Genomic DNA, 23,099 nt, shown 5'->3' on the forward strand with positions numbered 1-23,099 from the left:
CGTCGCCGCGACCGGTGTCCCGAAACGGATCGTCCCGCAACCGCCTATTTCTTCAGCTCGACGATCTTCTGCTTCTGTTCGCCGAGCCCCTGGATGCCGAGCGTGACGACGTCGCCCGCCTGCAGGAATTTCGGCGCCGGCTTGATGCCGAGGCCCACGCCCGGCGGCGTGCCGGTGACGATGATGTCGCCTGGCTCCATCACGAAGAACTGCGAGCAATACCAGACCAGGTGTTCGACCCCGAAAATCATGGTCTTGGTGTTGCCGGTCTGGCGCCGCTCGCCGTTGACGTCGAGCCACATATCAAGATTTTGCGGATCCTTGATCTCGTCCTTGGTGACAAACCACGGGCCGATCGGGCCGAACGTCTCGCAGCCCTTGCCCTTGTTCCATTGCCCGCCCGATCGGTCGATCTGGAAAGAGCGCTCCGACACGTCATTGGATGTGAAATAGCCCGCCACCGCGCTCATCGCCTTGGAGCGGTCGAGATAGCGCGCGCGCTTGCCGATGACGATGCCGAGCTCGACCTCGTAATCGAGCTTCGTCGAATCCTTAGGGATGATGGTGTTGTCGTTCGGTCCGCAGATCGAGGTCGGCGCCTTGTTGAAGATGATCGGCTCCTTCGGGATCGGCATGCCGGCCTCGGCGGCGTGATCGGAATAATTCAGGCCGATGGCGATGAAGTTGCGCACATTGCCGACGCAGGCGCCGAGCCTGGGCTTGCCCGGCACCACTTTCAGCCGGTTGATATTCGCCTTCTTGATCTCGGCCAGCCCGCCAGATGCGAGCATCGCGCCATCAATGTCATCGACGATGCGCGACAGGTCGCGGATCTTTCCTTCGGAATCGACAATGCCGGGCTTCTCGCGGCCCGCCGGGCCATAACGCACAAGCTTCATGTTTCCCCCTGGGAGACTTGGTTGGATGCGCGGGGCCGGGTGCATAACCGGTGTCCGCTCTTGCAGGCTCCGCGCGGACGGCGCGGACTATGCGGCGATGGGCAGGCGAGGGCAAGGTGGCTGCCGGAAAGAAGGCAAGGCTTCGCCGTCCCTGTTCTTTGGCCGGCGCGGGCGCGCCCGTCGTCCCATCTCGCATTCCCTCCCTCGCACGATGCAAGGGCGCGCGGAACGCCGGGCTCTCAGCCAAGCCCATGGCCCCATGCGCTGAGTGTAAAGCGCATGAGCAGGTAGTCACCACGGACCGCCGAAAGGAATCCGGCGTTCCGCGCGCGGTGTTTATAGGCTTGCTCTGCGACAACCCCGGAGGACAGACACCGTTGACCGGCATTGCCGGGCGGACTTTCTTGGTATCCTCCGCTGGTGACCCACGGCCGGTGAGCCGGATCATCGCAGCTTGGGCCTCCGCTGCGATGCTGCGTCTCAGCACCCACAACGGCCACCGCATCCCGCCCCGCGTCTCGCGACGCTCATGAAACGCCCCTTGCTCGGGACGGAATATAAAGACTATATTCCTATTGGCCCGAAAAGTCAAGAGAAAGGTTTGCTGATCTCTATCCACCCGTTCGTCCCCGCGGAATTGCGAACCATAACCACCACTCTGGACTCTGGGTCACAGCCTTCGCGGGGACGCCGGAGGCGAGCGCCGAAGTGTGCTTTGCGATGGGTTTCGCTGCGCTCAACCCATCCTACAGGTCTGCCGATTACGCAGCGCCATTCACCCCGCCACCACCGCCACGGCCCGCACCGGACTTCCACTTCCGTGCAGGATCTTCAGCGGCGCGGCGATGATGATCGCGCCGGTCGGCGGCAGCAGGTCGAGATTGCACAGGCATTGCAGGCCGAGCTTGCCGTTGCCGTGCATGATGGCATGGCACGGATAGGGCGGGCGGAAATGCGCGGCCTGTCCGGCATCGGTGCCGATGGTCTCCGAGCCGAAGCCGAGCACACCGCGCTCATGCACCAGGAATTCCACCGCCGCGACATCGGGCCCCGGCGTATGCTGGCCGGCCGCATCGAAATTCTGATAGGCGACCGGATCGCTGCGCTTCGACCAGTCGGTGCGCATCAACAGCCACGCGCCTTCGGGAATGCGGCCGTGCTGCAATTCCCATGCGCGCAGGCGGTCGACGGTGAGCAGGAAATCCGGATCGCGCGCGGCTTGGGCCGAGCAATCCACCACGCAGGCGGGCGCGACGAATGAGCGGACGGGGAGCGAGTCCGTCGTCGCATCGGGCAGATCGCGGCCGGTGATCCAGTGCACCGGCGCATCGAAATGCGTGCCGGTATGTTCGCCGAACGAGATGTTGTTCCAGTACCAGCCGGGGCCGCGATCGTCGTAGCGCGAAATCTCCTCCATCCGGAACGGCGCGCATTGATCGAATTCCGGCGGCAGCACGATCTGCGGAAAGCGTGGCGACAGCGTCTGCGTGAGGTCGATCACGCGCAAGCGATGCGCGGCCAGCGCCTCGGTCATCTTCGCGAGGACCTGGGCGGGCGTGTCGGCGCTCATTGATCCCACATTTCGCGCTCGAGCACCTTGGCGCTTTCCTGCCACTTGGCGAACAGGTCCTGCGCCACGTCGCCCGGATAGATATCCTCGACGCCGTCCTGCAATGCCTTCACCACGGCCCTGGCGAGCGCGGCGGGCGCGAGCTTCGGCGGCGGGATCAGTTGCGTCCATTCGTCGTCGACGGGGCCGGGGAAGACGTTGACCACGCGGATGCCGGCGGCCCGCATCTCGGCACGCAAGGTCTGCGACAGCGAGAAGGCGGCGGCCTGCGATGCCGAGAAGGTGCCCTGACCGGGCAGCGCCGAGAGCGCGTAGATCGAGAGGATGTTGACCCATGCGGCGGCGGGCACGCTTCCCTCCGCCGCACGCGCGCGCAGGGCCGGGCCGAAGCTTTGCGCCAGGCGCAGCAGGCCGAAATAATTCACGTCCATCTCGGCGCGTGCGGATTCGACGCCGCGGCGGTCGCCGATGCCATGGCTGCGATGGAAATCCGCATTGCTGACGACGATATCGACCTTGCCACCGATCGAACCGGCAAGCTCCGCGACCGAGCGGGTATCGGTGAGGTCGAGCGGCACGATTGTGACTTGCGGGAGTTTCGCAATCGCGTCGAAGCCGGGTGGCATCTTCCATGGTTCGGCCACGCCGGCCCAGACGATGTCGGCCTTGGCCTCGACGAAGGCTTTCACCAGCGCCTGGCCGGTCGCGCTCTTGGCGTCGGTGACGAGGACTTTCCTGTAGGTCGGATCGGCGGTCATCTCACGCAGCATCCTGTCGTCGGCCATGTTCGGCGTGTCGGTTGCGGGAATCGCGATCAGCGTCGCCTGACCGGCCTTGTCGAGATGCGCGCGCACGCGCACCGGTGTCGGCTGGTTCGCCTGCGCCGTCGGGCAATCGCCATGCAGATGCGCGAGCACGGTGATGTTTTCCTCAAGACGGACGAGGCCGAGCCGCAGCGGCACGAGCGCGCGGTAATAAAGTTCGTTGGAGTGATGCAGCAGCGTTTCGGAAATCAGGTCGCCGCGCGCGGAGACCGGTTTCCATTCCAGCCGCACGGAGAGGCAATTCGCGCAGGCATCGCGCGGCGGATATTGCACCTGTCCGCAATCGTGGCAGGTCTGCAAGTCGAAGCGGCCTTCCGCGACCGCGGCGGTCATGCGTAGCGCCGCCCGGCTGCGCGTTGCAGGCGGCAGGGTCGGCAGTTTCAGCGCCAGGATCGGGTTGCGCGGGGCGGGGCGTTTCAGTGTGTCGGTCATGTCACGCCCGCCCGAGGATGGCGGCGCCGGTGCAGATGCCGCGATCGTAGTTGATCATGCCGAAGCCGCTGACCAGCGCATGGCGCGCATTCTCGACCTGCGTCTTCAGCGCCTGACCGGTGACCTGCCGCAACGCCTGAACGAGGCCGAGGAAGCCGCCGGCGGCGCCGGCCTGTCCGACCGAGAGCTGGCCGCCCGAGGTGTTGAACGGCTGCGAGCCGTCGATGGTGAATGTGTTGTTGCGGATGAAGGCCGGCGCGTCGCCTTCGCGGCAGAAGCCGAGCCCTTCAAATTGCAGGCAGTTGATCACCGGATAATCGTCGTAGACTTCCAGCACGTCGATATCCGGCGGGCCGAAGCCGGCCTGCGCATAGAGATGATCCTGATCGACCGCCCAGCCGCCGCGAAACTGGATCGGGTCGGCGGCGAACGCGTTATGCCGTTCGATGGTGCCGAGGATGCGGGCATAGGGGATGCAGAGCTGTTTCGCGCGATCCTCGCGCATGACGAGGAATCCTTCGGCGCCGGCGCAGGGCATCACGCAATCGAACAGCTTCAGCGGATCGGCGATCGGCCGGGCATCGAGATATTCGTCGAGGGTGAGGGGGCGCTTGAACAGGGTGGAGGGAAACCGAAGCGCATTGTCGCGCTGCGCGACACAGAGCTTGCCGAAATCTTCCGCCGTGGCGCCGGTCGACTGCATGTAATGCGAGGTCAGAAACGCGAAACTCGCATTAGGCCCGCCGGAGCCGAACGGATAGACCGCGTCGCGGGCGAAGCGGGAGAAATTGGCGAGATTGGCGCGGAAGGAATCGACATGGTTGGTGTCGCCGGCGACGCACGCGACCACGCTGGCGTCGCCGGATTGCACCGCGCGTGCTGCCCGTCGCAGCGCGATCACCCCGCTGGCGCCGCCATAGGGCAGGTGGTCGAGCCAGCGCGGCGAGAGCCCGAGATGCTGCGTCAGTCCGACCGCGGTGTCGGGAAACAGCGTGAAGCTCGAGACGCCGAGGCCGTCGAGGTCGTCCTTCTTGAGGCCGGAGGCTTTCAGCAATCCCGACAGCGCGCGCGCCAGAAACCAGTGCGCATCCTTGCTGGAATAACGCACATACGGAAGACTGACCGGAGCCGCGATCACCACGCCCTGATAGGCGGCTGCGGTCATGCGGCGAGCGATCCGTCGGCCTTGCGCAGTTCGAGCACGACCTTGCCGCGGGTGCGGCCGGTTTGCGAGAGTTCGTGCGCGCGGCGAAACTCGGACAGCGGCAGCGTCGCCTCGATCGGAACGCGCAGCGATCCGTCGGCCATCATTTTCAGCAGCGCTTCGAGGATGTCCTTGCGCGGCAGCACCGGCGCCTGCGTCACCGTCACGCCGAATTCCGCCGAGCGTTCGGTGAAGGGCTCCGCCATCAGGCAGACCATTTGGCCGCCGCGCTTCAGCACCGCATAGGACTTGTCGTGGACGTCGCCGCCCATGGTGTCGAACACCATATCGACATCGCGCACCGCGCTCTCGAACGGGGTGCGGTCATAGGCGATGACTTCATCGGCGCCGAGCGACTTGACGAAATCGACATTGCGCGCCGAGCAGGTCGCGATCACATGCGCACCGCGCGCCTTTGCGATCTGGATGCCGAGCGAGCCGACGCCGCCGGCGCCGGCATGGATCAGCACCCGCATGCCGGGTCCGACCTTGGCGATATCGACCAGCGGGATGAAGGCGCTGGTGCCGGTGAGCGGCATCGCGGCCGCGTCGGTTGACGACACACCATCGGGGATGACGGCAAAATTCGCGTACGGCATGACGATCTGGTCGGCCCAGGTGCCGACGCCGCGCGGGGCGAGAAATGCGACCCGGCGTCCGGCGAGCGAGGGATCGATGCCGGCCCCGGTCGTGGTGACGACACCTGAGCCGTCGCGCCCGGTGATCATCGCCGCTGCCAGCGGCGCGCCGCCGGCCATGCGGCCGGAGCGGATTTTCCAGTCGATCGGATTGACGCTGACCGCATGAACGTCGATCAGGACCGCGCCGTCGGCCAGCGCGGGTGGCGAAATCTCGCGCAATTGCAGGACTTCGGGGCCGCCATAGGTGTCAAATTCAATCGCGCGCATGAGATTCCTGCTTTAGGTTCCTGCTGTTGCAGGTGCCTATTTTAAGTGTGCCCGACCGGTGCGTCTGCCCATATGCGACGCTTGACCTGCGAACAATAACATACAGTATACTATTTCCAGCAAGCCCGGATGTTCGCCGGACTTCGACGCTTGCGGTTAACGGCGGAGCCTTCGATGCGGGATATGGCGAAGCGTGGTGCCGGCGCGGCGATCGGCCAATGACCGGTTTTCGGTCATGCCGAAATGCGCGACCGCGCATTTGTCCATGCGACGGGCAGGGCGAATGCAATGCCTTGACCGCTCGCAAGCGCGCGACGGATTGCCAAGCCGTAACTTGCCGGCCCAACATTTAACGGATCAATCTGCCGGCCAAGCTTCTCAACGAGCCGGCCAAGACGTGACCACAGAACGAACAGGGGACCACGATGAGCGTAAAGATTGAACTGACCAAACGCGAATTTGTATCGCTGATGCTGGGCCTTCCGGCCACCACCTTTCTTCCGCATCTCGCCGGCGCGCAATCCGCCGACACCCCGCTGAACATCGCCTTCATGGCCGACGTGCAGAGCTGGGATCCCACCGCGGTGACGTTCCCCGTCGGGCAGTCGATCTTCAAATGCGTTTACGATTCGCCGCTGACCTATTCGTCGGACCAGAAGCTGCAGCCGCGCCAGATCGCCTCGCGGAAATGGCTCGACGACAACTCGACGCGGCTCGAGATCACGCTGCGCGACGATATCTTCTTCCATGACGGCTCAAAGCTCACCACCGAAGACGTCAAGTATAGCTGGGTCACCCGTCCGCAAAAGGACAAGAAGCTCGCGGTCGCGGGCCTGCTGCAGGACCTGAAGGATGTCGAGATCATCTCGCCGACGCAGGCGGTGCTGGTCTATTCCAAGCCGTCTCCATCTGCCGAATTCTATCTCGGCTTCCTGACGGTCTACATCCTGCCGAAGGCCTATCACGAGAAGGTCGGCGACGAAGGCTTCCTCGCCAAGCCGATCGGCGCCGGACCCTACAAGCTGGTCGATTATCAGCGCGGTTCGCGCATGGTGATGGAAGCGTTCGACAAGTACTGGGGCGGCGTTCCCGCGATCAAGAGCGTGACCTTCCAGGTGCTGCCGGAAGCGTCCACCCGCGTTGCCGCGATCGAAGGCGGCCGCGTTGACATCGCCGTCCAGTTGCCGTTCCGCGAAGCGGTGCGACTGGAAAAGAACCCGCAGCTCAAGGTCGACATGTTCCCGCAGGCCGAGATGTACATGCTGCAGATCCCGAGCTATGTGGACACCTATCAGAACAAGGACGTGCGCACCGCCCTGCATATGGCGATCGACAAGGCCGCGCTGGCCAAGGCGTTCTTCAACAATCTCGCAAAGCCCTTGCAGGTGCTGGCGACACCGGGCTCGTCCGGCGACGTGCCGGGCTATACCTTCCCGTTCGACCGCAAGAAGGCAGCCGAGACGCTGGAAAAGGCCGGCTTCAGCAAGGCCAAGCCGCTGCAGATGACGTTCTGCACCACCAACGGCACCTTCCCGAACGATTACGAAATCGCCCAGGCGATCGCCCAGATGTGGCGCCAGATCGGCGTCGACGTGAAGCTCGAGGAAATGACGGTCGCGAAATATCTCGAGCTCAACCACGCTGCCAAGCTGCCCGGCGTCATGCTGTATAGCTGGGCCAATGCGACCGGCGATCCGGAAAACTATTCCGGCCGCATCCTCAATCCGGCGCTGCGGTTCTCGGCGTGGAAGGAGCCGGCCAACGGCGAGCGGATCGCAAAGCTGTTCGCCATGAAGCTCGGCGAGGAGCGGCTTGCGGGCTATCGCGCGCTGAACAAGGACGCATCGGAAAATTCCTGGAGCATTCCGTTGCTGCAGCCGGTTGCGAACATGGTCACCAAGAAGACCGTCTCGATCCCGAGCTATTCGCAGCTCTATGTCCTGCCGGCGGAAGCCAAGCGGACGGCGTAGTAGCCGACAGACGCATGCAATCGCTGCCACCGCCTGTTGAAAGGCGGTGGCTTGGGTAACACCCGGTGTCGTCCCCGCGCAGGCGGGGACCCATACACCGTGCTGTATCGATACGACGCGCGGGGCAGTCTTAACACGGGATGGATAGGGGCACGACGAGAGCCTGGTGGCTATGGGTCCCCGCCTGCGCGGGGACGACAGGCTGATGTTCAAGTCTCTGATCAATGTCGCGGCCAGGCGGTTGGTGGGTGCGGTTCCGACCGTGCTGCTGCTGTCGATCGTGGTGTTCTTCGTGCTGCGCGCGCTGCCGGCCGATCCGCTGGCCTTGCTGTTGCCGCCGAACGCCACCCAGGCCGATGCCGAAGTGGTGCGCAAGGCGCTCGGCCTCGATCGTTCGATCGTCGTGCAATATCTGATCTGGCTGCGGGATGCGCTGAGCGGAAATCTCGGCAATTCGATCGCCTTCCGCGAACCGGTGACGCGGCTTCTGGCCAATTCGCTGCCGGCGACGCTGGAATTGTCATTTGTCGGCCTGGCTTTTGCGCTGGTGATCAGCATTCCGGGCGGATTGCTGCTGTACGGCACGCGCGGCACCGTGATCGAGAATATTCTCGATGTGCTGGTCGTCTGCATGCTGTCGATCCCGTCCTTCCTCTGGGCGATTTTTCTGCTGCTCGGCTTCGGCGTGATGCTGGGCTGGCTGCCGTTTTCCGGCCGGGTCGATCCGGGAATCGTCATTCCGGACGGCAGTGGATTCCTGCTGATCGACTATCTCGTCACCCTGCAATGGGGCTATTGGCAGAATGCGCTGTCGCACCTGATCCTGCCGGCGATGGCGCTGGCGCTCGGCTTCTCGCCGCTGGTGATCCGGGTCCTGCGCTCCTCGCTTCTGGAGGCCTCCGAGGATCACTATGTCACCGTTGCGCGTCAGCGCGGGCTGAACGAGCGCCAGATCATCCTCGCGCATATGCTGCGCAATTCGGCGCTGCCGACTATCACGCTGATCGGCGCTCAATTCGGCTTTCTGTTCGGCGGCACATTGCTGGTCGAGACGATTTTCTCCTATCCCGGCATCGGCAATCTGATGGTGCAGGCCGTGCGCAATCATGACCTGCCGCTGATCCAGGGCATTGCCCTTGTCTTCTGCATCACAACGCTTGCGATCAACACCGTCGTGGACATTCTCTATGTCGTCCTCAATCCCAAGCTCCGGCGCGCTTGAAGCGTCGCGCCCGCCTTCGGCCGCGGCCGAAGCCATGCGCCAGGCGATCCGCTCGCCGCGCGTGGTCATCGGCGGCGCGATCGTCATTGCGATGGTGATCTGCGCGGTGTTCGCGCCGCAGATCGCGCCGAACGATCCGGCCAACCAGGATCTGCTCAACATGCTGCTGCCGCCGATGTGGGCGGAGGGGGGCAGCGTCGATTATCCGTTCGGCACCGACAGTCTCGGACGCTGCATCCTGTCGCAGATGATCTATGGCGCGCGGGTGGCGCTGTTCGTCGGCTTCGTCGCCGCCATCGGCGCAGCGTTGCTCGGCACCACCCTTGCTTTGCTGGCGGGCTATTTCGGCGGCTGGATCGACCGCGTCATCAGCCATTTCGTCGATCTGTGGATGTCGCTGCCGCCGGTGGTGCTGTCGGTGACGCTGATGGTCGGTTTCGGCACCGGTGTTGGCAACGTCATTCTCGCCATCGTGCTGGTGGACTGGACGCGGTTCTGCCGGGTGGTGCGCTCGGAAGTGATGGTGGTCGCGCGCAAGGATTTCGTGTCGGCAGCGAAGCTGCTCGGCTTCGGCAACCTGCGCATCATCCTGCGCGAGATCCTGCCGAGCGTGGCGCCGCTGGTCATCACGCTGTTCACGCTGCAGGTCGGTATCGGCATTATCGTCGAGGCGATCCTGAGCTTCGTCGGCCTGAGCGTGCCGGCCGACGTGCCGGCCTGGGGGCAGATGATCGCGCAGGCGCGCAACTACATGTACCAGGCGCCATGGGGCATCATCCTGCCGGTCATGGCGATGTTCATCACCGTGCTCGGGTTCAACCTGCTGGGCGAAGGCCTGCGGGTCACGCTCGACCCACGGCTGCGGCGGCGGAACTTCTGATGGCAAACGTCCTGTCCTTCGACAACGTGACCGTGACCGCCCGCATGGGCGGCCGCTCTGTCGACGTGCTGCGCGATATTTCGTTCGCGCTCGGGCCGGGCGATATCGCCGGGCTGGTCGGCGAATCCGGCGCCGGCAAGAGCATGATCGGCCGGGTGATCTCGGGGTTGTTGCCGGAGAATTTTTCGGTCACGGCGGGGCGGGTGACGTTCGACGGCGCGGACCTGCTCGCGCTGCCGAAAGCGCAGCGGCGCGCGCTGCTTGGCCGCCGCATTGCCTTCATCCCGCAGGAACCGTTGAGCGCGCTCAATCCGGTGCGGACCATCGGCTCGCAATTTTCCGAACATTTGCGCCACATCGGTATCGAGCGCGCGCGGCATCGCGCGCTGATGATCGAGCGGCTGCAGCAGGTGCAGCTTCGCAATGCCGAGGAAGCGCTGCTGCGCTTTCCGCATGAATTGTCGGGCGGCCAGTGCCAGCGCGTGCTGATCGCAATGGCCTTCGCGGGCGAGCCCTCGCTTGTGGTTGCCGACGAGCCGACCACCGCGCTCGACGTGATGACGCAGGCGCATATCGTCCGGCTGATCGCCGAGCAACAGCGGCTGCATGGCACCGCGCTGCTGTTCATCACCCATGACCTGCGGCTTGCCGGCCATGTCTGCCGCAATGTTGGCGTGATGTATGCCGGCGACATGGTGGAATACGGACCGGCCGCGGCCGTGCTGAAGGCGCCGTCGCATCCCTATACCAAGAGCCTGCTGGCGGCGATCCCGGAACTGACCGGCATCCGCCGCGTGCTGCCCGCTTTGTCCGATCACATGCCGGGACTGGCGAGCTTTGCCGGGCTCGCCGGCTGCCGGTTTTCGCCGCGTTGCGCGGTCAAGGATCCGGCCTGCATGAGCACGCGTCTGCCGCCGCGTTCGGTCGGCGAAGGCCATTGGGTGCGCTGCGCGGAGCGCTGCGAACAGGTCGGCGCCGCCGATCTGGGCGAGCCGATTGCGCTTCCTGCCGGTTTGACGGACGCGCCGCCCGCGGTCGCGTTCGACAAGGTGCGGCTCAGCTATCACGCCTCGCGCGGCTTTCTCGGGCTGCACCGCTCGCGCTTCGATGCGGTGAAGTCAGCGACCTTCTCGGTGCGCGAGGGCGAGATCCTCGGCATTGTCGGCGAGAGCGGCAGCGGCAAGACCTCGGTCGGTCGGCTGATCGTCGGGCTCGAAAAGCCGAGCGCGGGCACGATCCGCATCGACGGCGCGGAGCGCGCGACCGGCGCGGTGCATCTGTCGCATCGCGACACCCAGCTGATTTTCCAGGACCCGCAATCGGCGCTCAATCCGCGCCGCAGCGTGATGCGGCTTCTGACCCAGGCGCTGGAAGTGGGCGAGAGCTATCAGCCGGAAGCGCAGCGGCGGCCGGCGGCGGAAGCCCTGCTGCGCGATACCGGCCTGCCGCCGGATTGTCTCGAGCGGTTCCCGTCGCAATTATCCGGCGGCCAGCGGCAGCGGGTGAATATCGGCCGCGCGCTCGGCGCCAAGCCGAGACTGATCGTGGCCGACGAGATCGTGTCCGGTCTCGATGTGTCGGTGCAGGCGCATATCCTGAACTGCCTGCTCGATCTCAACCGGAAACACCGGCTGACGATCGTCTTCATCAGCCATGATCTTGCGGTGGTGCGCTATCTGTGTTCGCGCATCCTGATGATGCATGCCGGCGAGATTGTCGAAGAGGGCGAAACCGAAACCGTATTCTCGAATCCGCAACATCCCTATACCAAGGCGCTGCTGGCTGCAGTGCCGCCGGACAATGCCGACCGGCCCTGGCCGCCGGTTTCCGTTGCCGAGTCCACGATGAGTGTGCCCCGATGAGCGATCGATCGACCAGGCCGAAGGCCCATGAGAAGCTGCCGCTGAAGGTTGTGAAGACCATCAGCCTGCGCGAGCAAATCTACGACCATTTGCGCGAGCGCATCCGCACCGGGCAACTGACTTTCGACGACCGGCTGGTGGATGTGGACATCGCCAGCGAATTCGGCGTGTCGCGCATGCCGGTGCGCGAGGCGCTGATGCAGCTCGTGCATGACGGCGCGCTGGAAAGCACGACCCGCGGCTTCATGCTGCGGCGCTACAGCGATCAGGAGATCGCCGATATTTTCGAGATCAGGCGCCTGCTCGAGCCGGCGGCGGCGGAGATCGCGGCCGGGAAGATGACGGAGTCCGCGCTGCAGATCATGGAGGCCGCGATTCAGGCCGGCATCTCGGCCAGCGAGGCCAATGATTTCACCGCCTTCGTCGTCGCCAATGCGGCGTTCCGCGAAGCCTGGATGGCGCAGGTGCCGAACAAGCAATTGATCGCGGCGCTGGCGCGCTATTTCGATCACGTACAGATCATCCGTCTGGTGACGTTGTCGCAGCGTGCGGTGCGAGACGACGTGCTGGCCCGGCTGCGCCAGATCCACGATGCGTTTCGGGCCGGCGACGCGAAAAGGACCGCGGCGCTGTTTCACGATCATGTCGATGCGGCGGTGCTGGCCTATCGGACCTATTCCGAGGACACGCGCTGACGGGCTGGCTGCCGGGTGGCGCTGGCCATTGTTGACAGGGCGGCCACGGGCGGTAATCTGGATACAGTATACTGTTTTGAGATGGAGCCTCTGATGCTGGCCGTCAATCCCACGCAGGTCGCCAACCCGATGTCGGACCCGGCGCAGAATGGTTTCAAGCTGGGGGTGTTTTCGTCCAATGCCGACCGCGGTCTGACCTTCTCCACCGTCCCGGAAGCCTGGAAGGCGGAGTGGGACGACATCGCCGAGGCCTGCCGCATCGCCGACCGCGGCGGGCTCGATTTCTTCCTGCCGATCGCGCGCTGGCGCGGCTATGGCGGCTCGACCAATGTGCGGGAATGGTCGTTCGAGACCTTCACCTGGGCGGCCGGACTTGCCGCGATCACCGAGCGCATCGCGCTGTTCATGACCGTGCATGTGCCGCTCCTGCATCCGCTTTATGCGGCCAAGGCACTGGCGACGGTCGATCACATCAGCCACGGACGCGCCGGGCTCAACATCGTGTGCGGGTGGAATCCCGACGAGTTCGACATGTTCGGGGTGACGCTGGTGCCGGATGCCTATGTGCAGGCCAAGGAGTGGCTCGACATCATCGTCCAGACCTATAACAGCGACACGCCGATCGACTTCAACGGCAAGTATTATCAGTTGAAGAATGCGGTGAGCCGGCCGGCCTCGGTTCAGAAGCCGCGGCCCGTGACCATGAATGCGGCGTTCGGTCCGCCCGGCCGCGACTTCGCGGCGGAAAATTGCGATCACCTGTTCACGAGCTTCACCGATATCGAGGTCGGCAAGGGGCACATCGCCGACATCAAGGGGCGCGCAGCGAAGTTCAACCGCGACATCGGCGTGTTCACCATCGGCCATGTGGTGTGCCGGCCGACGCAGGCAGAAGCCGAGGATTACTATGATTATTATTCGCGCCAGCATATCGACGAGGAAGCCGTCGATTATCACATGCGGCAGAAGAAAAACTTCAGCCACAGCCATGAGGACGAGGCGTTCAAGCAATACAAACAGCGGTTCTCGGCCGGGACCGGCAGCTATCCGCTGGTCGGCACGCCGGAGGTGGTCGCCGCCGAACTTGCAAAATTCGCAGGCGCGGGCTTCAACGGCGCGGCCTTGTCGTTCGTGAATTACAGGAACGAGTTGCCGTATTTCTGCGAGTCGGTGATGCCGCTGTTGAAAGAGGCAGGGTTGAAGAAATGACCGCGCGGTCATGAGAGTGCCGATATGAGCGCCGATCCGCGCGCGCAATTCGTTCCAACCGAGCGTACGCTTCCCGTCATGTTGCGGCGGCAGGCCGAGCGCTATGGCGAGCGCCCGCTCTTCGTCTGCGGCGACGCGCGCTGGAGCTATGCCGACACGGTCGACGTCGCGGCTCAGAGCGGTGGCCGCTTTACTGCAGCCGGCATTGGTAAGGGCGATCGCGTCGCCATCCTGTGCGGCAACCGGCCCGAATTCCTCGATCTGTTTCTCGGTCTCGGCTGGATCGGCGCGATCTCGGTGCCGATCAATGTCGCCGCGCGGGGCCCGCAACTCGAACACATGCTGAAGACATCGGGTGCCCGGCTGCTGGTGCTGGAGCGCGAATTGCTGCCGGCGCTGGAATTCGTGAACTTCCCGGCGCTGCAGGTCGAGGCGATCTGGGTGATCGATCCCGACGGCGATACGCCCGACCGACATCAGCATGTCCCGATTGCCGGACTGCCCGCCCGCGGCGCTCCGGCGGCGCCCGCCGATCTCAAGCCACATGAGCTGCTCACCATCCTGTTCACGTCGGGTACGACGGGACCATCGAAGGGCGTCTGCTGTCCGCATGCGCAATTCTTCTGGTGGGGCTTCAACGTGCTGCGTCAGCTCGCCCTGCGCGACGGCGACGTGCTGCACACCACGCTGCCGTTATTCCATGTCAACGCAATGGCCGCCTTCTTCCAGGCGCTGCTGAATGGCTGCACGCTGATTGCGGAGAAGCGCTTTTCCGCATCCAACTTCTGGCCCGCGCTGGTGTCGTCAGGCGCGACGGTGACGTATGTGCTGGGCGCCATGGTGCCGATGCTGCTGTCGCGTCCGCCGTGTCCCGAGGAAAAGCAGCACAAGGTGCGCGTGGCGCTTGCGCCCGGCGTGCCGGCGCATCTGCACGAGGTGTTTACCGAGCGCACCGGCATCTATCTGCTCGATGCCTATGGCGCGACTGAAAGCAACGCGACGATCGGCACCATGATCGATACGCGGCGGCCGGGATGGATGGGCAAGCTGTTCGACGGCTTTCAGGCCCGCGTTGCCGACGAGGACGACAACGAAGTGCCGGACGGCACGCCCGGCGAATTGCTGCTGCGCGCCGACGAACCGTTTGCAATGGCGACCGGCTATATCGGCATGGCGGACAAGACCGTCGAGGCCTGGCGCAATCTGTGGCTGCATACCGGCGATCGCGTGGTGCGCGACGCAGAGGGCTATTACAAATTCATCGACCGGATGAAGGATTCGATCCGCCGCCGCGGCGAGAACATCTCCTCGTTCGAGGTCGAGCGGGTGATCATGTCGCATCCCGCCGTCGAGATCGCGGCGGTGTTTCCGGTGCCGTCCGATCTCGCCGAAGACGAGGTGATGACCACGGTGGTGGTGAAGGACGGCGCCACGCTCGACGGCGCCGAACTGATCAGGTTCTGCGAGGGCCGGCTGTCGTATTTCGCGATCCCGCGCTTCGTGGACTTCGTCTCAGAACTGCCGCGCACCGAAAGCGGCAAGGTGCAGAAATTCAAGCTGCGTGAACAGGGCCGATCCCCGGTAACGTGGGATCGCGAGGCGGCAGGGATCAAGTTGAAGCGGTGATGGCGTGGCGTTGATTGGCGGCGGTGTCTGATCCGTCGCCCTGAGGTGCGAGGCGCAAAGCGCCGAGCCTCGAAGGATGGACGGCCAAAGTCGGCCGTCGCCCTTCGAGGGCCGCGCAGGCGCGGCCACCTCAGGGTGACGGGTCCAAACATGGGAATTGTTCATGGCCATATCCTGGTTCTGCCAATGGGACGCGGGCGCCGGAACGAAGGACGGCGCCAAGCCCGTCCTCGACGAACACGACCACCAGGGTCTGGTCGCGCTGATCCGCGGTGTTCCTCGTCTGATCGAAGGACACATCATGACGCCCGTCGCGGCGCATGATCCGCATTATGCGGCCGATCTACACGCATCTCCGACGTTGATCCTGCAACTCGAATTCGCCGAGATCGCCGATCTCGAACAGGCGCTGCGGCCGCACGGTTATCTGCAGGCGCTGGCGCATGACGATATGCTGCCGAGCCTGCACGGCACGGTCGCCAGCCATCACGCGATGCTGACGCGCCGCTATCCGGTGGCGGAGCCTGCTGACGGAGCATCGCGCGAACTCCTGAGCTACATGGTCGAATATGCGGGTCCGGCGAAGGATGAGAATGCGTGGCATCTTTTCTATGTCTCCGGGCATCCGCCGCTGCTGGCGAAATTTCCCGGTATCCGCAAGATCGAGATCTACACGCCGGCCACCGTCATTTCCGCGTTGCCGTTCGGGGTGCGCCGGAGCATGCAGCGGAACAAGACCGCCTGGGACAACGCCGAAGCGATGAACGCGGCCATGGCGAGCCCCGTGCGCGCAGCATTGCGCAAGGACTTTCACAACTTTCCCGAATTCGAAGGCGCCGCGGCGCATTATCCGTTCCGCACCGTGTCGGTCCGCGGCGAGCGTTACAGGGCGTGATTAACCTTAAGGCTTTGTGGCGCTGATGGCTGCAATACAAAATGAACATCTGCGGGCTCAAATGGGTACACTGCAAGAATAAGAAGAGCAGGCGCGAACAGAGTGGAGAGGGCGCACCGCTGATGCGGGCGCCCTTGAGTTGGAGTTGAGGATGTCTGGCAGTCCGTTGCGTCACCGGATCGGGCAGCGTGAGCCGATCGGGTTATTCTGGATGACGCTTGGCTCATCCACCGTCCTGGAACTTGCGTCGCAGGCGAAGCCGGATGCGGTCGTGATCGATGCCCAGCACGGGCTGTGGGACCGCGCATCCCTCGAGCAATCGGTTGGCGTGGTGGCGAGCACGGCACCGGTGCTGGTGCGGGTCGCGGAGAATTCGCCGCTCGCCATCGGCCAGGCGCTCGATGCCGGCGCCGAAGGCGTGATCGTGCCGCTGATCGAGACCGACGAAGAGGCCGCGGCCGCGGTCGCAGCGGCGCGGTTTCCGCCCGAGGGCACGCGATCGGGCGGTGGCGTGCGCCCGCTGAGCCGCAATTTCGGACAATATTATCTCGACTCGATCCGCCGCACCGTGGTCGGCGTCATGATCGAGACCGTTCGCGGCGTGCGAAATGCCGCGGCTATCGCCAATACGCCTGGCGTCGACTTCGTGCTGATCGGGACCGGCGACCTCGCAATCTCGCTCGGCGGCTTCCCGCATGTCGATGCCCGGCACGGCGAGGCTTGCGCCACCGTGCTGCAGGCCTGCAAGACAGCCGGCGTCGCCTGCGGCATCTTCACCCTCAATGTCGATGCCGCGATGGCGCGCCGCAAGGATGGCTATCCGATCGTGGTCGTGGCCAACGATATCGATATCGTGGCGGGCGGCTTCACACGCGCCATGAACACCTTCACCGGCAAGGGCGCGCCGTCAGGATCGATTGCCAAGGACTCGACCGCGCCGGTAGGCTATCTGGCCCGGAACGACGAGCAAAACGAAGAGGATGACAACGTGTCCGACCTTCTGTTGAAATTCGCCTCTTTCATCGCCGATGGCAGCATCCGCGTGGTCGACCTGACCCAGACGCTGAAGCCGTCGACCCCGGTGATCCAGCTGCCGCCGCCCTTCGCGCCGTCCGATCCGTTTCGGATTTCGGAAATCTCGCGCTACGACGATCGCGGTCCGGGCTGGTACTGGAACAACATCGCCTGCGGCGAGCATACCGGCACGCATTTCGATGCGCCGGCGCATTGGGTGACGGGACAGCATTATCCCGACGGCTATACCGACACGGTGAACGTGCAGCGCTTCATTGCGCCGGCCGTGGTGATCGACTGCAGCAAGGAATCCGCGGCCGACGAGAAATTCCTGGTCGAGCCGTCGCATCTCGAGGCCTGGGAAGCCAAGCACGGCCGCATCCCCGACGGCGCCTGGGTGCTGATGCGCACTGACTGGTCGAAGCGCGAGGGCGATCCGGCGAAATTCCTCAACATGAAGGAAGACGGTCCGCACGTGCCGGGGCCGTCCGCCGCCGCGGTGCGCTTCCTGGTGCAGCAGCGCAACGTCAATGGCTGGGGCGTCGAAGCGGTCGGTACCGATGCCGGCCAGGCCTTCGCCTTCGAGCCGGCCTTCCCGGCGCATCACCTGATGCATGGCGCCAACAAGTTCGGGCTGGCGAGCCTGTGCAATCTCGACAAGCTTCCGCCAACCGGCGCGATCCTGATCACCGCGCCGCTGAAGATCGAGAAGGGATCGGGAAGCCCGCTGCGGGTGCTGGCGCTGGTGCCAGCGTAGCATCACAGCAGCCACACACTCCGTTCATTCCCGCGCAAGCGGGAATCCAGTGTTTCGCGGCTCTGGGTCCCCGCTTTCGCGGGGACGAACGGCTGAACTATTTCAATTCAATCCCGGCCTTGCTGACGACATCGCGCCAGACCGCGGTTTCGCGCGCGATGCGATCGTTCAGGCTGGCCGCGCCGTCCGCCGCGACCTCGACACCGGCTGCGTTCAGCTTGGCGCGGACATCCGGAGCGCCGAGCGATTCGACGATCGCCTTTTCCAGCTCGGCCCGGATTGGAGCCGGTACCGTCTTCGCGGTGAGAATTGCGAACCAGGCCGGTGCATCGAAGCCGGGATAACCCATCTCCGCGATCGTTGGGACATCCGGCAGCAGCGACGAACGCTCGGCCGTGGTAACGGCCAGCGCCCGCAGATTGCCGGACTGAATCTGGGGCAGGGCGGACGGCAGATTGTCGAACATGAGTTGAACGCGGCCACCGAGCAGATCCTGCACTGCGGGTGCCGAGCCCTTGTAGGGCACATGCCGATAGTCGATGCCGGCTCGCTGCGCGAATTGTTCGGCGATCAGGTGGCCATTGGATCCGACGCCCTGCGACGCGTAAATCAATTCACCCGGCTTCTGCTTGGCGACTTCGACCAGTTCCTTGAGGTCCTTCGCGGGCACCGAAGGATTGACCACCAGCACATTGCTCACCTGACCGGTGCGCGTGATCGGCGCCAGATCGCGCGCGACGTCATAGCTCAACGACTTGTAGAAGATCGGATTGAGGGTCAGCGCGCTGGAGGCGACCGCCAGCAACGTATGCCCGTCCGGGTCGGCGCGCACGACCTGATTGACGCCGATGGTGCCGTTGGCGCCGGGCCTGTTTTCGATAACGACATTCTGGCCGAGCCGCTCCGACAGCTTCTGCGCCAGGATGCGCGCGATGATGTCGCTGGTGCCGCCGGCCTGATAGGGCGACACGATGGTCACGGTGCGGGAGGGGAAGGTCTGTGCCTGTGCGCCCGCCACCAGAGACAGCGTGGCAAGGCCGATAACGAGTCCGCGGATCATCGCGATATGCTCCTGGTCAATGGTCCGCCGGTGCGGCACCGGTCTTGATCTCGATCAGCACGTTTCGGTATTGCCAGTCGCTGATGTTGAGCAATTCATGCGGAATCCCTGGCTCGCGCCAAAGGACGCCGCCGACGGTCTCCTGCGTTTCCTTCTCGCGGCCGTCCTCGAAATACATGATGTTCTTGCCTTCGGTCATCGGCACGATGACGTAAGGCAGATCGTGCTTGTGCCAGGCCTGCCGTTCGCCGGGATCGAGCTTCACGCTCCAGATCCGCACGTATTCGTTTTCGAACAGGATCTTGTCGCCGAGCGGTCCAAGCTTGTCGCCGCGTGGTGAGGGACCTCTCATGATGTCGTCTCCTTGATAAGCCGCTCGGGATTGTCGCAGAAGATCCGCTCGCGTCGCCCCGGCTCGAGGGCAGCCATCTGCCGATGCGGTTCGATCACGCCCATGGGGAACGGCCAGTCCGAGCCGAACATGACCTGCGTTTCCCCGAACACCCGTTCGGCAAGCGTGAGCGCGTCAGGATCGTGGACGATGCAGTCGACGCAGACATTGCGGAATGTCATGCGCGGCGCCGCCGCCTTGGTATCGATGCCGGGACGCGCGGTGTCGAAACCCCGCTCGAAGCGACCGGCCAGCATCGGCAGCACGCCACCGCCATGGGCGAAGCAGAATCGGATGTCCGGATAACGCTCGAACACGCCGCCGAAAGTCAGATGCCCGATGGCGACAGCGGTCTCGTACGGGTTGCCGAGCAGGTTCGACAGATAGAACGCCGTGAGCCGGCCGTCGGCGCATTCGCCGGGATGGAAGAAGACGAAGGCCTTCGCTTGGTTCAGTGCCCGCCAGAGCGGCTCATAGGCTTTGTCGGACAGCACCTGTTCGCCATGCCCGCCGGACGGTGCGCCGAAGCGGCGATGGCCGCGCGCGATCCAATCGCGTGCGGTATCGGTGGCGATCTCGGGATCCTGCAGCGGCAGATGCGGCAGCGGCGACAGCTTGCCGGGATAGTCATCCGAAATCCGCTGCAAGCCGCGATTGGCGTAGCGAACCCAGTGGCGGGCGTCGTCGCCGCGCAGATGCGCGCGATACAGTGGCGGCGGGATCGAGATCCAGGCCTGCGCGATCGTGTTCTGCTCCATCCACGCGACGAGGGCCGGTGGATCGAACAGAGGCTTCATACCGACGGCGTGGCCGTCGACGGTGAGCGTCTTCGTGCCGGCGTTCCAGCTGACGCCTTCGACCGAGTCGATATCATCCGGATAGACCGGCGCCAGATGCGCATGCACGTCCAGCGCAATGGGTTCGGTCATGCGTCGGCCTTTGCTTTTGCTGCGGCGGGCGCTTCGCTTCGCGTGATCTTGCGGTAGATTGTCTCGACCAGGCCCTCGCGCATCGGCGCGATTGCGGCGATATGATCGTCGGGCCGCACCAGCATCACCGTGTCGGTTTCGCAACCGGCGCGCTGCCGGAACTTGTCGCCGACATCGAACAGCGAACGTTCACGCAGTCCGGAATCGATCGGCGCATCGCGGCGCGACACGATCAGATGTTTGAGGCCCGTACCGTCGGCGGGAAGGACCGGGCGCCGCCGCACGTCGGTGAAATACAGCGCAACGAACGAGTCATCGACCACATCGTGGAGCCGAACCGGGCGCCCGAAGCCATCATGCAGCGTCACGTCGGGAATGCGTTCGCCGACGCGGAGCGGCCCCGGTTCGGTGCGCACCATCGACCAGTCGCCGGACTGGTCCACGTCAAGCCGCACCCCAAGCATCGTCCGGGTCAGCGCATTGGCGAAGGCGCCGCCCGACATGGCGCGCACGGCGTCGTTCTGCCCGAGCATGTATTTGCGCGCGGCTTCCGCCATCTCGCCGGAACCATGCGCGGCGACCGGACGCTGCTCGCGGGCATAGCTTTCCAGCAGCGATGGATCGGCGAGGCCGCGCGCCACCCAGGCCAGCCGCCAAGGCAGGCTGATGGCGTCAAGAATGCCGGTGTTCAATCCCAGCGCCCACATCGGCGTGATCAGATGCGCGGCATCGCCCATCAGGAAGACGCGGCCGCGCTGCCATTCGGTCGCGATCCGGTGATGGATTCGGTAGACGATGGTGTTGAGGATCTCCATGTCCTCGACCGGACCGATGAAGCGCAGGATCTTCTCGCGCATCTCCTCGCGCGACGGCTCTGGCTGGCTGGCCGGAAAAGGAAACAGGAAGCGCCAGCAATGCGGCTGGCGCACCAGGATCATCCATTCGGTCGGATCGGCGAAATAGGCAAGATAGGGATAATCCCGCGGGTTCTGCACATCGAGGTCTACTTTCACGTCGACCAGGATCGTGAGCACGTCGAGCGACTCGCCCTCGACCGGAATGCCGAGTTCGCCGCGGATGAAACTGCGGCCGCCGTCGCAGGCCAGAAGATACGAGCCTTCGACATCGCGCGGGCCGTCCGGGGTGTCGAAGCTCGCGACCACGCCGTCGTCCGTCGTGCGGAATCCGGTGAGTTTGTGCTGCAGATGCACCTGGCCGGAATGCTTTTCGTTCAGTGCCTGGTGCAGGATCGGCTCGAGATGGTGCTGCGGCATGTTGATGACGAAGGGATAGCGCGTCTCGTCTGCCAGCAGATCGGCGCGGACCGAGGGGCGGGCGGTACCGGTCGCCCGCTCGACGTCGCCGATCTCGTCGACGCGCAGCGCCTTGGCCAGCACCCGGTCGGCGACGCCATAACGGCGAAACGCCTCCAGCGTGCGGGTCAGCACCGTGCCGGCCTTGGTGTCGCTGGAGAGCCCGGCGTCTTCCTCGAAAAGCTGGAATGGCAGGCCGTAAAAGCCCAAGCCCAGCGCCGTGGTCAGCCCGACCGGGCCGCCGCCAACGACCAGCACCGGCTTCATGTTCGCAAGCGGCTTCGGTGTCGTCTTCACTGATCCTCCGCGGAATAGGCGAAGTCGCGCGACAGCACGGAGGCCGTCATCGACGCGGCATCGGACAACAGGAACATCAACGGGCCGACGGCATCCTGCGGCGTGCCGACACCGGTCGAGTTCTTCCAGCGTTCGTGGTCGGCGCCTTGATTGGCGGCGCGGTATTGCGGCGTATCGATCACGCCGGGCGCGATCAGGTTCACCTTGACGCGATGCTTCGCCACTTCCTTGGCCGCACTTTTCACGAACGCAATCAGCGCGCCCTTGGTCGCGGCATAGGCCGAGGCGTCCGGCCAGCCCTGATGCGCAAGCCCCGATGAGAAGGCGATAATGCTGCCGCGGCGGCGCGCGATCATACCGGTTATCGCGGCCTGATAGCACCAGACCACGCCGTCGAGATTGATGGCGAGCACCCGGCGCCATTCCTCCGGCGAGGTCTCGTGCACCGGGTTGCGCGGCTGGATGGCGGCGGCGCATACAAGTCCATCGATGCGGCCGAAGCTCTTCTCGATGTCCGCGAAGGTCGTCATCACCGCATCGCGGTCGGAGACATCGAGGCGGCGCGTTGCGATCAGCGCATTTGCCGCTTCCGCCTCGGCCATGGCATTGTCATCGACATCGCAGATCACCACGCGCCCGCCGGCACGCACCACGGCATCGGCCAGCGCGCGGCCGATGCCGTTGGCGCCGCCGGTGATGACGACCACGTCTCCGTCCGCTTCGAACCGCGCTTTCATCGGTCAGCCGTTCGGCAGGACGGCGATGGCGTTGATCTCGATCAGATAGTCGGGCGAGGTAAATTTGTTGACCTCGACCATGGTGGAGGCGGGCGCGATCCCGGTGAAATACTCGCGCCGCACTTTATGGATGGTGTCGAAATGCTCCATGTTGCGGACATAGACATCGACGCGGACGATGTCGTCCAGCGTACCGCCGGCTTCCTCGACCGCCGCCTTCACATTCTCGCAAACCTGCCGTGTCTGTTCCTCGACATTGCCGAGCCCCGCGATCGAGCCATCCGGACGCCGTGCCGTCATGCCCGAGATGAAGACGAAGGTGCCTTTCGCGGCAATCGCTGTCGCGTGCGAGAAATGCCCGTTCGGCTGGCGGAGCTTGCCTGAGGTGATCTGTTTCTTCATTGT

Annotated in this window: 20 protein-coding genes; 9 read left to right on the forward strand and 11 right to left on the reverse strand. The window is 64.6% G+C overall.

Annotated features, from left to right (window positions below):
• Window positions 1–44 precede the first annotated feature (44 nt).
• The 5 genes from AC5I5I_RS14290 to AC5I5I_RS14310 form a co-directional block, all read right to left on the reverse strand.
• The gene (locus AC5I5I_RS14290) at window positions 45–899 is read right to left on the reverse strand and encodes a fumarylacetoacetate hydrolase family protein (protein ID WP_495974110.1); all 855 of its coding nucleotides are present in this window, start codon (window positions 897–899) and stop codon (window positions 45–47) included.
• Window positions 900–1,674: 775 nt separating this feature from the next.
• On the reverse strand, window positions 1,675–2,469 hold the full coding sequence (locus tag AC5I5I_RS14295) for a cyclase family protein (RefSeq protein ID WP_495974112.1): 795 nt from the start codon (window positions 2,467–2,469) through the stop codon (window positions 1,675–1,677).
• The gene (locus tag AC5I5I_RS14300) at window positions 2,466–3,725 is read right to left on the reverse strand and encodes an SDR family NAD(P)-dependent oxidoreductase (RefSeq protein WP_495974114.1); all 1,260 of its coding nucleotides are present in this window, start codon (window positions 3,723–3,725) and stop codon (window positions 2,466–2,468) included. Before AC5I5I_RS14300 ends, AC5I5I_RS14295 begins: the two co-directional genes overlap by 4 nt.
• A gap of 1 nt (window position 3,726) precedes the next feature.
• Window positions 3,727–4,890: a thiolase family protein gene (locus AC5I5I_RS14305; protein ID WP_495974116.1), complete on the reverse strand. Its 1,164-nt coding sequence runs from the start codon at window positions 4,888–4,890 to the stop codon at window positions 3,727–3,729.
• A complete protein-coding gene (locus AC5I5I_RS14310) occupies window positions 4,887–5,837 on the reverse strand; it encodes an NADP-dependent oxidoreductase (RefSeq protein WP_495974118.1) in 951 nt (316 codons plus the stop codon). Before AC5I5I_RS14310 ends, AC5I5I_RS14305 begins: the two co-directional genes overlap by 4 nt.
• Before the next feature lie 425 nt (window positions 5,838–6,262).
• Between AC5I5I_RS14310 and AC5I5I_RS14315 the strand changes: the two genes are divergently transcribed.
• The 9 genes from AC5I5I_RS14315 (at window position 6,263) to AC5I5I_RS14355 (ending at window position 17,967) form a co-directional block, all read left to right on the forward strand.
• Window positions 6,263–7,807 carry an ABC transporter substrate-binding protein gene (locus tag AC5I5I_RS14315; protein WP_495974120.1) on the forward strand — a complete coding sequence of 515 codons (1,545 nt, stop codon included), beginning with the start codon at window positions 6,263–6,265 and terminating at the stop codon, window positions 7,805–7,807.
• Between the two features lie 205 nt (window positions 7,808–8,012).
• A complete protein-coding gene (locus tag AC5I5I_RS14320; protein WP_495974122.1) occupies window positions 8,013–9,029 on the forward strand; it encodes an ABC transporter permease in 1,017 nt (338 codons plus the stop codon).
• Window positions 8,995–9,909, forward strand: a complete 915-nt coding sequence (locus tag AC5I5I_RS14325; protein ID WP_495974124.1) for an ABC transporter permease — start codon at window positions 8,995–8,997, stop codon at window positions 9,907–9,909. Before AC5I5I_RS14320 ends, AC5I5I_RS14325 begins: the two co-directional genes overlap by 35 nt.
• Window positions 9,909–11,771: a dipeptide ABC transporter ATP-binding protein gene (locus tag AC5I5I_RS14330; RefSeq protein ID WP_495974126.1), complete on the forward strand. Its 1,863-nt coding sequence runs from the start codon at window positions 9,909–9,911 to the stop codon at window positions 11,769–11,771. The genes AC5I5I_RS14325 and AC5I5I_RS14330 overlap by 1 nt, the downstream gene beginning before the upstream one ends.
• A complete protein-coding gene (locus AC5I5I_RS14335) occupies window positions 11,768–12,466 on the forward strand; it encodes a GntR family transcriptional regulator (protein ID WP_495974128.1) in 699 nt (232 codons plus the stop codon). The genes AC5I5I_RS14330 and AC5I5I_RS14335 overlap by 4 nt, the downstream gene beginning before the upstream one ends.
• An 81-nt stretch (window positions 12,467–12,547) precedes the next feature.
• Complete coding sequence (locus AC5I5I_RS14340) at window positions 12,548–13,675, forward strand: LLM class flavin-dependent oxidoreductase (protein ID WP_495974130.1); 1,128 nt, start codon at window positions 12,548–12,550, stop codon at window positions 13,673–13,675.
• Between the two features lie 24 nt (window positions 13,676–13,699).
• On the forward strand, window positions 13,700–15,301 hold the full coding sequence (locus AC5I5I_RS14345) for an ATP-dependent acyl-CoA ligase (RefSeq protein ID WP_495974132.1): 1,602 nt from the start codon (window positions 13,700–13,702) through the stop codon (window positions 15,299–15,301).
• A gap of 163 nt (window positions 15,302–15,464) precedes the next feature.
• Entirely contained in the window at window positions 15,465–16,196 is a 732-nt protein-coding gene (locus tag AC5I5I_RS14350; protein ID WP_495974134.1) for an EthD family reductase, read from the forward strand.
• 151 nt (window positions 16,197–16,347) lie between these two features.
• Window positions 16,348–17,967, forward strand: a complete 1,620-nt coding sequence (locus AC5I5I_RS14355) for an aldolase/citrate lyase family protein (protein WP_495974136.1) — start codon at window positions 16,348–16,350, stop codon at window positions 17,965–17,967.
• Window positions 17,968–18,064: 97 nt separating this feature from the next.
• Here the strand turns inward: AC5I5I_RS14355 and AC5I5I_RS14360 are convergent, their stop codons facing one another.
• The 6 genes from AC5I5I_RS14360 to AC5I5I_RS14385 are packed head-to-tail and all read right to left on the reverse strand — an operon-like array spanning window position 18,065 to window position 23,096.
• Entirely contained in the window at window positions 18,065–19,027 is a 963-nt protein-coding gene (locus tag AC5I5I_RS14360; RefSeq protein WP_495974138.1) for a Bug family tripartite tricarboxylate transporter substrate binding protein, read from the reverse strand.
• A gap of 16 nt (window positions 19,028–19,043) precedes the next feature.
• Entirely contained in the window at window positions 19,044–19,379 is a 336-nt protein-coding gene (locus AC5I5I_RS14365) for an AraC family ligand binding domain-containing protein (RefSeq protein WP_495974140.1), read from the reverse strand.
• Complete coding sequence (locus AC5I5I_RS14370; RefSeq protein WP_495974142.1) at window positions 19,376–20,347, reverse strand: amidohydrolase family protein; 972 nt, start codon at window positions 20,345–20,347, stop codon at window positions 19,376–19,378. Before AC5I5I_RS14370 ends, AC5I5I_RS14365 begins: the two co-directional genes overlap by 4 nt.
• The gene (locus tag AC5I5I_RS14375; RefSeq protein WP_495974144.1) at window positions 20,344–21,957 is read right to left on the reverse strand and encodes an FAD-dependent monooxygenase; all 1,614 of its coding nucleotides are present in this window, start codon (window positions 21,955–21,957) and stop codon (window positions 20,344–20,346) included. Before AC5I5I_RS14375 ends, AC5I5I_RS14370 begins: the two co-directional genes overlap by 4 nt.
• Window positions 21,954–22,694 carry an SDR family NAD(P)-dependent oxidoreductase gene (locus tag AC5I5I_RS14380; RefSeq protein WP_495974146.1) on the reverse strand — a complete coding sequence of 247 codons (741 nt, stop codon included), beginning with the start codon at window positions 22,692–22,694 and terminating at the stop codon, window positions 21,954–21,956. Before AC5I5I_RS14380 ends, AC5I5I_RS14375 begins: the two co-directional genes overlap by 4 nt.
• Window positions 22,695–22,697: 3 nt before the next feature.
• Window positions 22,698–23,096, reverse strand: coding sequence for a RidA family protein (locus AC5I5I_RS14385; RefSeq protein WP_495974148.1), 399 nt, complete (start codon window positions 23,094–23,096; stop codon window positions 22,698–22,700).
• Window positions 23,097–23,099 lie beyond the last annotated feature (3 nt).

The organism is Pseudorhodoplanes sp. (genome assembly GCF_059499825.1).